Below are 10,150 nucleotides of genomic sequence, written 5' to 3' on the forward strand. Positions count from 1 at the left end.
CGTGATACGCTTGAAGATCCCTACGCGACGCTGGGGACCACCAAAGACGCGCCGGACGCCGAAATCAAAAAGGCGTATCGCCGGCTGATGAATCAGCACCATCCGGACAAGCTGGCGGCCCGCGGACTGCCCACTGAGATGATGAAGGTCGCCGAGGAAAACACCGTGCGCATCCGCGCGGCATATGACACCATCCGCGAGGCGCGCGCCCGATGACCGGTCTTGGAAAATCGTCAACGGTCCCAATATACTTCTTGAATTTTCTGGCGGCAGTTTCCAGTTAGACCCATATCGCTTAGTTCAGGAGCAGCATAATGCCCATTTACGAATACGAGTGCGCGGGTTGCGGACATCGGCTGGAGGTGATTCAGCGTCACACCGAACCGCACTTGAAAGATTGTCCCGATTGCGGCAAATCGCGGCTCAAGAAGCTGATTTCGGCGGCAGGCTTCCGCTTAAGCGGCAAGGGTTGGTATGAGACGGATTTCAAGGACAATAAGCAGAAAAACCTGAGCAGGAAGGATTCGGCCGAGGACAGCGCAGGGTCCAAATCCGGTGATCCCAAGTCCAAAGAGAGCGCGTCCGGAGAAGGCAAGTCCAGCGAGGGCAAGTCGGGTGAGACCAGCGCCGGCACATCGAAGTCGGACCCATCGAAGTCGGGCGACGGGTCGCCGGGAAAAAGGACCACGAAAGGCGATTCGACTTCGAAGAAGAGCGGTGATGCCAAGTCCAGGTCCGGCGGAGCGGCGGCGAGATCGGCACCATCCGATTAAAGACAGGGCGCCGACTGCTAGTGATTGCCCGCCTGCGCGGTTATCTGATCGCGGGCCTGCTGGTATGGGTTCCGCTCGGTATTACCTTTCTGGTGGTCAAGTTCCTGGTCGATGTCATGGATCGCAGCCTGGTGTTGGTCCCGCCCGCCTGGCGGCCGGAAGAACTGATCGGCTTCAGAATTCCCGGGTTAGGCTTCGCACTGACGTTTGTCATCGTAATTATTACCGGCGTGCTGGTCGCCAATCTGGTCGGGCGGCGCATGGTAGGCGCCTGGGAATCGCTGCTGGCGCGTATTCCGCTGGTCAGAACCATTTACTCGGTCGTCAAGCAGGTGGTGCAAACGGTGCTATCGACCGACAGCAGCGCATTTCGCAAGGTGTTGCTGGTGCCGTATCCCAGTAAAGGAATGTGGTCCATCGGCTTTATGGCGAGCGAAGGTAATGACGATCTTCAGGACAGCCTCGCGAAAGAGGTTATCACCGTTTATGTGCCGCACGCGCCCAATATCACCTCGGGCTTCATCGTCATGGTGCCGAAAGACGAGGTAATCGTCCTGGACATGCCGGTGGAGGATGGCATGAAGATGGTGATGTCATTGGGTGTGGTCATTCAGCCACCCAACGGCAAGCCCGCGCGCACCGAGCCGGAACCGGCGGTCGCGCGCGCCGCCGAATAACCTTGTCGGTGGCGCCCGCATGCGCGACCTCAGTTGTCGAACCCATCAGTTTTGTAGCGGTATGAAAACCAATACCACAAGCAGGCCTCATGCGTAGTCATTACTGCGGTCAGATCGACGGGTCACTGCTCGATGAGATCGTGACGGTGTGCGGCTGGGTCAACCGCCGGCGCGATCACGGTGGCGTGATCTTCATCGATTTGCGCGATTGCGAGGGTCGGGTACAAGTGGTGTTCGACCCGGACGCGCCGGATATATTTGCCGCTGCCGAGCACGTGCGGGGCGAATACGTGCTCGCGATAACTGGTAAGGTACGCAGGCGTCCGCCCGGCACCGAAAACGACGCGCTGAAAACGGGGCAGGTGGAGATTCTCGCGCGGCGACTCGAAGTCCTGAACGAGGCGGAAACTCCGCCGTTCCAGCTCGACGAGGACGCGGTGCAGGAGGACGTGCGGCTGCGTTACCGTTATCTGGACCTGCGGCGCCCCATCATGCAGTCGCGGCTGCGCACCCGCGCGCGCGCGACCAGCTGTTTAAGGCAGTTTCTCGATGCGCACGGTTTCGTGGACGTAGAAACGCCCATGCTCACCCGGTCCACGCCGGAAGGGTCGCGCGATTATCTGGTGCCCAGCCGCACGCATCCCGGCTCGTTTTTTGCCTTGCCGCAGTCGCCGCAATTGTTCAAGCAATTGCTGATGATGGGCGGGCTGGACCGCTATTACCAAATCGTGCGCTGTTTCCGGGATGAGGATTTGCGCGCCGATCGTCAGCCGGAGTTTACGCAGCTCGATATCGAAACCTCATTTCTGGACGCGCGGCAGATCATGGCGTTAATGGAAGCGATGATCCGCGACCTGTTCGCACGGGTGCTGGACGTGGCGCTGCCCGACCCTTTTTTGCGCTTGAGTTATGTTGAGGCCATGCGCCGGTTCGGCTCCGACAAGCCGGACCTGCGCATCCCGCTGGAACTGGTGGATCTCGCCGATCTCATGCATGAAGTGGACTTCAAGGTTTTCTCGGGCCCCGCCAACGATAGCCAAGGCCGCGTCGCGGCGCTGCGCGTGCCGGGCGGCAGCGATTTGTCCCGCAAGGGGATCGATAACTACACCGCCGTGGTGGAACGCTTCGGCGCGAAAGGGCTTGCGTATATCAAGTGCCACTCGGTGAGCAAGGGCCGCGAAGGCTTGCAGTCGCCGATCCTCAAGTTTCTGCCCGATGACGTGATAGACGCGATCCTGCAACGCACCGCCGCAGTGGACGGCGACCTGCTGTTTTTCGGCGCGGGTCTGGCATCGGTGGTGAACGATTCGCTGGGCGCCTTGCGCCTGCAGATCGGGCATGATCGCGGCCTGGTGGAGACCGGCTGGCGACCGTTATGGATCACCGATTTTCCGATGTTCGTATGGGACGCGAGCGAGCATCGCTGGACCGCGGTCAATCATCCGTTCACCGCGCCCGCGGCTGATGACCCCGCGGCGATCGAGACCGACCCCGCGAGCCTGCTGGCGCACGCCTACGACATGGTGCTGAACGGCACGGAGATCGGCGGCGGCTCGGTGCGTAATCACAAGCCGGCGATGCAGCAGGCGGTGTTCCGCGTGCTGGGCTTAAGCGAGCACGACACGCGCGACAAGTTCGGGTTTCTGCTGGACGCGCTCAATTACGGCGCACCGCCCCACGGTGGCATCGCGTTCGGACTCGATCGGCTGATGATGCTGATGACTGGGAGCAGTTCCATCCGCGAAGTGATGGCGTTCCCCAAGACGCAAAGTGCGCATTGCCCGCTTACCAACGCCCCGGCGCAGGTTAGCGACGCGCAGTTAAGCGAATTGCATCTGCAAGTCAAACGGCCGCGGAAAAATACCGCGGGTTGATTCCCGCTATTGCGAGCCGCCACGTCACTCGCGCGCCGTCGTGCTTGCCGTAGCAAACTCAAAAGCCGGTGCGCGTGCTCACTTTCGCCTGTATGTCAGCGAAGCGCCTCACCTCCGTAATGCTGCTTTCGCGCAGTGCAGCGGGCAACCGGGTGGCGGCTTGCCTGGCTTCTGCCGCATCGTCGAAACTGCCCCACACCAGCGTGTACCAGGTGGCCGCGCCGCGCTGCGAAGCGTAATACGCCAGTTCGCCGGTCAAGCCATACTCGTCGCGGAAATAGGGCATTGCGGACTCATTCTGACTGGCGAAAAGCTCCAGCGTGTATGCACTTGCAGGCTGCTCGCGCAGCCACGGCTCGCGCCTGAATCCGTCGGCGGCCGCGGTCGACGGGGGCACCGGCGGAATCTGCTGTGAGGCGGATTCCAGTTCCGTTTCGAACAGAAGCCGGGTTTCCTCGGATTGCGGAAAATGGTTTTGCAATCGCTGTGCGTAGCGCCGCGCAATGCCCTCGTTGCCCAGCGCCCGCTCCACCAGCACCGACAGCCACAGCGTCTCGGCCGTATGCCGCGCGACCTGCAGATAATGCTGCAAATCCCGCCGCGCTTCAGGGAAGCGTCCTTTTTCGTAACCGATGCGAGCAACCTGGTACAGGGCCGTCGGCATCGTGGGGTTCGCGTTCAGCGCCGCGGTGAAGTACTGCGCGGCGCGTTCGAGATCGGGGATGCGCAGCGCGCACAAACCCGCGTTCGTATAGGCTACATCCGGCGAGGCGTTGCCGGGATTGTCCGCCGCGGCGAGAAAGTTTGCTTCCGCCTCCCGCAACCGGCCCTGCGTGCAGAGAAATTTCCCATAGTTGTTGCGCGCTGAAGGGTCGTCGGGGCTCAGTTCCAGCGCGCGGCTGAAATGCCGTTGTGCAAGTTCCGCCTGACCCAGCCGCTCGTAAATCAGCGCCGTGACGTTGTGCGCGCTGGCGTACTGCGGTGCCTGCGTCAGCGAGTCATTGACCTTATCCAGCGCAAGTCGCAGACGATTGTTATCATAATACTTAAGGGCAAGCTGTAGATTGATCTGCGCGGGTGTCAGCTCGCGTTCCATCGGCGGCCGGGGCTCGACGGGTGCGCAGGCGGTCAACAAGGTGGCGAGTAAGGCCGGCCAGACGATACGGGCTATCATGTATTGCGTTGCGTCTCTGAAATTTTCGGCTTTGGATCGTCCGGGGCGGCCAACCGTCCGGGTTGGTTCGACAGGCCCCGCGGCTGATCCTGTTAACGTTTGATAATACCTGTCTTTGTATGGCGCATAAACGTCCGGAATCCGTATTGGTGCTGGTGCATACCGTGCGCGCGGAAGTGCTGTTGCTGCGGCGAAAGTCGCCATCGGACTTTTGGCAGTCGGTGACCGGCAGCCTGGAATGGGACGAAACGCCCGTGCAGGCGGCGCGCCGCGAACTCACCGAGGAGAGCGGGCTGCCTACCGATGGCTTGATCGACTGCGAGGCCAATCACCTGTTCACGATCTATCCCATGTGGCGTCATCGTTACGCCCCCGGCGTCACCCGCAATCGCGAACACGTGTTTCGTGTCGCGCTGCCCGAACGGCGCGACGTCGTAATGGATGCGTCCGAACATGACCAGTTTGTCTGGTTGCCGCGGCTTGAGGCGGCGGCGCGTGCGACTTCGCACACCAATCGGGATGCAATCCTCGCCTGGGTGCCGGCTGCGGATCAAGGCATGCGCGAAGCGGTTGTGCTGGTCCACGGCATCTGGATGGTGGGGCTGGAAATGCTCGGGCTTAAACGCAGCCTGCGGCGCCAGGGCTTCGCGTGCCATCAGTTCTTTTACCGTAGCCTGGTCGATACGCCGCGGCAAAATGCGCGCAAACTGCACCGGTTTCTCGCCGCTATCGATGCCGAGATCGTGCATCTGGTCGCGCACAGCCTGGGCGGCATGGTGGTGCTGCATCTGTTCGATTGCGAACCGGTGCAGAAGCCCGGCCGCGTGCTGATGCTGGGTACGCCGCTGCACGGAAGCGAGACCGCAAGGCGTCTGCACGCGCGATCGTTCACGCGGCCGCTGCTGGGGCGCAGTGTGCATCGCGGACTGCTGGGCAATCTGCCGGCGTGGAAGGGCCCGCGTCCACTGGGCATGATCGCCGGTACGCGCGCCCTCGGCGTGGGCACCTTGCTGCTGGGCGGCCTGCCGGCGCCCAGCGACGGAACCATAATGGTAAACGAGACACGCTCGCCCGAAGTTGACCTCCACTTGTGCGTGCCATGCAGCCACGCCGGCATGCTGTGGTCGCGGCCGGTGGCGATCGCGATCGGCCGGTTTTTGCGCTCCGGCGATTTCGAGTAGTGCGAGCCGATGCGCCTCGGTCCGGCGCAGTGATAAAATGACGATTGTAATGAATTCAATCCGGCGCACAACCAGGACAGGGTAATGGCAGGCCACAGCAAGTGGGCGAATATCCAGCACCGCAAGAAAGCGCAGGACACAAGGCGCGGCAAGCTGTTTACGCGCCTGATCCGCGAGATTACCGTGGCGGCGCGCATGGGTGGCGCGGACCTCGACACCAACTCACGCCTGCGGCTGGCGATGGACAAGGCGCTGTCGGCCAATATGTCGCGCGACACGCTTGATCGTGCGATCAAACGTGGCGCGGGCGAGCTGGACGACAGGCAGTTCGACGAAGTGCGCTACGAGGGCTACGGGCCCGGCGGCGCTGCGGTGATGGTGGACTGCATGACCGACAACCGCAATCGCACGGTGGCCGAGGTGCGACACGCGTTCTCGCGTCACGGCGGCAATTTGGCCACCGCCGGCGCGGTGAGTTTCATGTTCACCGCCGCCGGCGTACTGAGCTATCCGATTGATGCCAGCGAGGACGCACTGATGGAGGCGGCGCTGGAAGCTGGTGCCGAAGACGTCGTGAAACTCGACGGCCGCATCGAGGTGCTGACCAGACCCGAGGAGTTCGTCGCGGCGCGCGATGCCATGATCGCGGCCGGGCACGAACCGGACAACGCCGAGGTCACCATGCGCGCGGATTCGCAACTCACGCCCCACGGTGAAGAAGCTGAAAAAATGTTGCTTCTGCTCGATGCGCTGGAAGAGCTTGACGATGTGCAGAATGTATACGCGAACGTCGATTTCCCGGATGACGGGCTGGAGCCGTTGCGTTAACGGCTTGTCGCGGGCGCCTGGCATGACCGCTCCCCGCGGCAACGTCGCGTGATCCGTATTATCGGCATCGATCCGGGCTCGCTCATCACCGGCTACGGCATGATTGACAGCGATGGCCGCCACAGCCGGCACGTGGCGAGCGGCTGCGTGACGACTGGCGGCGGCAGCCTGGCGGCGCGTCTGGATGTGATCTATCGCGAACTCAGCGCTCTGATCGAGGCGGACGGTCCGATCGAGATGGCCATCGAGGAAGTCTTCGTCTCGCGCAATGCGGCGTCTGCGCTCAAGCTCGGTCATGCGCGCGGCGCGGCGATCTGCGCGGCTGTGAAACACGCGCTGCCGGTCGCGGAATACAGCGCGCGCAAAGTCAAGCAGGCAATCGTCGGGCGTGGCGGCGCGTCCAAGGAACAGGTGCAGCACATGGTTCGATGCCTGCTCGGCCTGCGTGAAAATATGCGCGCCGACGCGTCTGACGCCCTGGCGGTGGCGCTGTGTCACGCGCATACGCGCGCCACTCTGGCCCATTTCCCGCAAACATTGCGCGGCAGCCGCGTATGATCGGGCGTCTGCGCGGTGAGCTGATCCTCAAACGGCCGCCGCACCTGCTGCTGGAAGTGGCCGGCGTCGGCTACGAACTGGAAGCGCCGATGACCACATTTTATACGCTGCCCAGCGTCGGCGAGCCGGTGACGCTATTCACGCATCTGCAAGTCCGCGACGACGCGCATATTCTCTACGCTTTCACCGACGAGGCCGCGCGCGGCCTGTTTCGCGCGCTGCTCAAAGTCAACGGCGTAGGCGCCAAGATGGCGCTGGCCATACTCTCGGGAATGGATACCGAAGCCTTCGCGCGCTGCGTGCGCGATGCCGATTCGGCTTCACTGGTGCGGCTGCCGGGTGTCGGTCGCAAGACCGCCGACCGGCTGATCGTAGAGATGCGCGACCGGTTGGACGCCGCGAGCCCAGGCGCGGCATCGCCCGCTGCCGCCGAGCGTAAGCCCGCGGACCCCGTGGACGACGCGGTGCGCGCACTGATCGCGTTGGGGTACAAGCCGCAGGAAGCGAACCGCATGGTCAACTACGTGGAGGCGCGCGACGCGACGAGTGAAGAAATTATTCGACTGGCGCTGAAGGCGAGTCTGGCCTGAAGCGATAGCGTCACCATCGCGCAGCATCGTGGTCAACTGCGCCGAAGAGATCAATCGTGGAGAGGTGGATCGTGGAAGAAACGCAGCGGCTCACGAGCGCCGCGGAAAACGGCGAGGACGCTGCGATCGATCGCTCGATCCGGCCGCGCCGGCTTGACGACTATATCGGTCAGCAGCCGGTGCGCGCGCAGATGGAGATTTTTATAAGTGCCGCGCGCGGGCGCGGCGAGGCGCTGGATCACGTGTTGATCTTCGGGCCGCCGGGACTGGGCAAGACCACACTCTCGCACATTATCGCCAATGAGCTTGGGGTGAATCTGCGCCACACTTCGGGCCCGGTGCTGGAGCGGCCCGGCGATCTGGCCGCGCTGCTGACGAATCTGGAGGCGCGCGACGTACTCTTCGTGGACGAAATTCATCGCCTTAGCCCGGTGGTGGAAGAAATCCTTTACCCGGCGCTGGAGGACTTTCAGCTCGACATCATGATCGGCGAGGGCCCGGCTGCGCGCTCGATCCGGCTCGACCTGCCGCCGTTCACCCTGGTCGGCGCAACCACCCGCGCGGGGCTGCTGACCTCACCGCTGCGCGACCGATTCGGCATCGTGCAGCGGCTGGAGTTTTATTCGACCGAAGAACTGACCGAGATCGTGCGCCGCGCGGCGATTATCCTGAAAGTCGAGCTCGAAGCGACGGGCGCAGGAGAAATCGCGCGCCGGGCGCGCGGCACACCGCGCATCGCCAATCGCCTGCTGCGCAGAGTGCGCGATTACGCGGAAGTGAAAGCGGACGGGCGCATTACGGCCGACATCGCGGCGCGCGCGCTGGACATGCTCAACGTGGACATCAACGGCTTCGATCATATGGACCGGCGCGTGCTGCTCACCATCATCGAGAAATTCGACGGCGGGCCGGTGGGCGTGGATAGCCTGGCGGCGGCCATCGGCGAAGAGCGCGGCACGATCGAGGATGTCATCGAACCGTATCTGATACAGCAGGGCTTCGTGCTGCGAACGCCGCGCGGACGCATGGTCACGCGCGGGGCGTATCTGCATCTGGGGCTGCCGGCGCCGATGCGCGGGGACCGCGCGCCAGACCTGTTCGATGACGGCGGGCAAGGCTGAGCGTGTCGCGGGCGGCACCCAAACCCGCGCGCGGCGTTTATGGCTTGCCGTTTGAGGAGTTTTGTTCATCGCGCGTGATTGACGAGCTATGTCGGTAATTGGCGGTAGTTACGTAGCGCGCCCCGAAGCGGCACAAGAGACCGCCAGCACGCGCGGCGGCGCGCGGCGAGGTCTGCATTCGCTGCGCACCCTGGTGCTGGCGGGGTACGTCATCGTCAGCATGCCGCTGATCGCGATCGTGCTGACGGCCGCGCTCGCGGTCAATCGGCTCGCGCAACAGAGCGAGCAGCTGGTTTATCAGTCGGTACTCGCTACGCAGAACAGCCGTATTCTGATGGAACAGTTGGTGGGCATGGAGCGCGCTGCGCGGCAGTATCAGGTGGTCAACGACGATTCGCTGTTCGAGGTCTACCGTGACAGCCGCAATCAGTTCGTTGAAACCATCGAAGACTTGATGGGATCGCCGGATCGGCCCATTATCAGGGCGGTGCAGAGTCTCGCCACCCGCGAGGCGGCACTTTACAGCGCGATCGTCAGGGCGGCGGATGCGAATGACAAGGCGCCGTCAAGAACGCTCGACGAGTTCGGCGTGCTGCGTAAATCGGCGCGCGACGTGTGGCTGAACAGCAGCCGTATGGTCGGCCGCAAGGTCGATCGGCTGGATCATAGCGCGCGCTCTCTGCAGGCCACCCTGGTATGGGGCAGTGTGCTGCTGGTGCCCGCCACCCTGGCGCTGGGCATCCTGTTTACGTGGCTGATCGCACGGCCGGTGCGGCAACTGGATGCCGCCATCAACCGGCTCGGTGACGGTGAATTCGACCAGCCGCTGGTCGTCAAGGGGCCGCGGGATCTCGAGTATCTGGGTGAACGGCTGGACTGGCTACGCCGGCGCTTGGAGCAACTGGAACAGCAGAAACAGAAATTTTTGCGTACGATATCGCATGAACTAAAAACGCCGCTGGCATCCTTGCGCGAAGGCAGCGGGCTGCTCACCGACCAGGTGGTCGGCGAGTTGAACGACGAGCAGCGCGAAATCGTGCGTTTGCTGCAGGCCAGCGGTCAGAAGCTGCAGAGCCAGATTGAGAATCTGCTCAACTACAACCGCATCGAAGGTCAATATTTTGCGCTCAACCCACGGCTTATCGATTTCACCGCACTAGTCGAACGGGTGCTGGCCGAGCAGCAGATAACCGTGCGTGCGCGGCAACTGCGCCTGGAAAAGCGTATGGCTCAGGCAAGCCTGTGGGGCGACGAGGACATGTTGAAGAATACGGTCGACAACCTTTTGACCAACGCGATCAAGTATTCGCCGGTGAGCGGTCGGCTGCATATCAGCATCACCATAGACAAGCCGCGCGTGCGGCTGTGCGTGAG

Annotated in this window: 11 protein-coding genes and 1 pseudogene; 11 read left to right on the forward strand and 1 reads right to left on the reverse strand. The window is 62.8% G+C overall.

Annotated elements, in window-relative coordinates; translation table 11 throughout:
• The 4 genes from H0V34_12045 to aspS all read left to right on the forward strand — a co-directional run.
• Positions 1 to 216 (forward strand): DnaJ domain-containing protein (locus H0V34_12045; protein MBA2492389.1); only part of this gene is annotated, 216 nt, incomplete at its 5' end.
• A gap of 98 nt (positions 217 to 314) precedes the next feature.
• Positions 315 to 773 (forward strand): zinc ribbon domain-containing protein, encoded by a 459-nt coding sequence (locus tag H0V34_12050; GenBank protein ID MBA2492390.1) that lies wholly within the window; start codon positions 315 to 317, stop codon positions 771 to 773.
• Between the two features lie 32 nt (positions 774 to 805).
• The gene (locus tag H0V34_12055; protein ID MBA2492391.1) at positions 806 to 1,450 is read left to right on the forward strand and encodes a DUF502 domain-containing protein; all 645 of its coding nucleotides are present in this window, start codon (positions 806 to 808) and stop codon (positions 1,448 to 1,450) included.
• Between the two features lie 89 nt (positions 1,451 to 1,539).
• A complete protein-coding gene (gene aspS / locus H0V34_12060; protein MBA2492392.1) occupies positions 1,540 to 3,324 on the forward strand; it encodes an aspartate--tRNA ligase in 1,785 nt (594 codons plus the stop codon).
• A gap of 58 nt (positions 3,325 to 3,382) precedes the next feature.
• Here aspS and pilW read toward each other — a convergent pair whose 3' ends face one another.
• The gene (gene pilW / locus H0V34_12065; protein ID MBA2492393.1) at positions 3,383 to 4,498 is read right to left on the reverse strand and encodes a type IV pilus biogenesis/stability protein PilW; all 1,116 of its coding nucleotides are present in this window, start codon (positions 4,496 to 4,498) and stop codon (positions 3,383 to 3,385) included.
• Positions 4,499 to 4,617: 119 nt separating this feature from the next.
• On the opposite strand from pilW, the pseudogene nudB reads away from it, so the two are divergent.
• The 7 genes and pseudogenes from nudB to H0V34_12100 all read left to right on the forward strand — a co-directional run.
• Positions 4,618 to 5,025: pseudogene (nudB, locus tag H0V34_12070) on the forward strand (dihydroneopterin triphosphate diphosphatase).
• A gap of 30 nt (positions 5,026 to 5,055) precedes the next feature.
• The gene (locus tag H0V34_12075) at positions 5,056 to 5,679 is read left to right on the forward strand and encodes an alpha/beta fold hydrolase (protein MBA2492394.1); all 624 of its coding nucleotides are present in this window, start codon (positions 5,056 to 5,058) and stop codon (positions 5,677 to 5,679) included.
• Between the two features lie 84 nt (positions 5,680 to 5,763).
• On the forward strand, positions 5,764 to 6,507 hold the full coding sequence (locus tag H0V34_12080) for a YebC/PmpR family DNA-binding transcriptional regulator (GenBank protein ID MBA2492395.1): 744 nt from the start codon (positions 5,764 to 5,766) through the stop codon (positions 6,505 to 6,507).
• Positions 6,508 to 6,555: 48 nt separating this feature from the next.
• Positions 6,556 to 7,065, forward strand: coding sequence for a crossover junction endodeoxyribonuclease RuvC (ruvC, locus tag H0V34_12085; GenBank protein ID MBA2492396.1), 510 nt, complete (start codon positions 6,556 to 6,558; stop codon positions 7,063 to 7,065).
• A complete protein-coding gene (ruvA, locus tag H0V34_12090) occupies positions 7,062 to 7,655 on the forward strand; it encodes a Holliday junction branch migration protein RuvA (protein ID MBA2492397.1) in 594 nt (197 codons plus the stop codon). Before ruvC ends, ruvA begins: the two co-directional genes overlap by 4 nt.
• A gap of 68 nt (positions 7,656 to 7,723) precedes the next feature.
• On the forward strand, positions 7,724 to 8,776 hold the full coding sequence (gene ruvB / locus H0V34_12095) for a Holliday junction branch migration DNA helicase RuvB (GenBank protein MBA2492398.1): 1,053 nt from the start codon (positions 7,724 to 7,726) through the stop codon (positions 8,774 to 8,776).
• Between the two features lie 88 nt (positions 8,777 to 8,864).
• On the forward strand, positions 8,865 to 10,150 hold a 1,286-nt coding region (locus H0V34_12100), incomplete at its 3' end, for a HAMP domain-containing protein (GenBank protein ID MBA2492399.1).

It is taken from the genome of Gammaproteobacteria bacterium, assembly GCA_013696315.1.
Taxonomy (GTDB): domain Bacteria; phylum Pseudomonadota; class Gammaproteobacteria; order JACCYU01; family JACCYU01; genus JACCYU01.

Excerpts from the sequence above, each read along its gene's own strand:
- pilW (MBA2492393.1), bottom strand. The coding sequence starts at position 4,498 with ATGATAGCCCGTATCGTCTGGCCGGCCTTACTCGCCACCTTGTTGACC.
- ruvA (MBA2492397.1), top strand. The coding sequence starts at position 7,062 with ATGATCGGGCGTCTGCGCGGTGAGCTGATCCTCAAACGGCCGCCGCAC.
- aspS (MBA2492392.1), top strand. The coding sequence starts at position 1,540 with ATGCGTAGTCATTACTGCGGTCAGATCGACGGGTCACTGCTCGATGAG.
- H0V34_12075 (MBA2492394.1), top strand. The coding sequence starts at position 5,056 with ATGCGCGAAGCGGTTGTGCTGGTCCACGGCATCTGGATGGTGGGGCTG.
- H0V34_12050 (MBA2492390.1), top strand. The coding sequence starts at position 315 with ATGCCCATTTACGAATACGAGTGCGCGGGTTGCGGACATCGGCTGGAG.
- H0V34_12080 (MBA2492395.1), top strand. The coding sequence starts at position 5,764 with ATGGCAGGCCACAGCAAGTGGGCGAATATCCAGCACCGCAAGAAAGCG.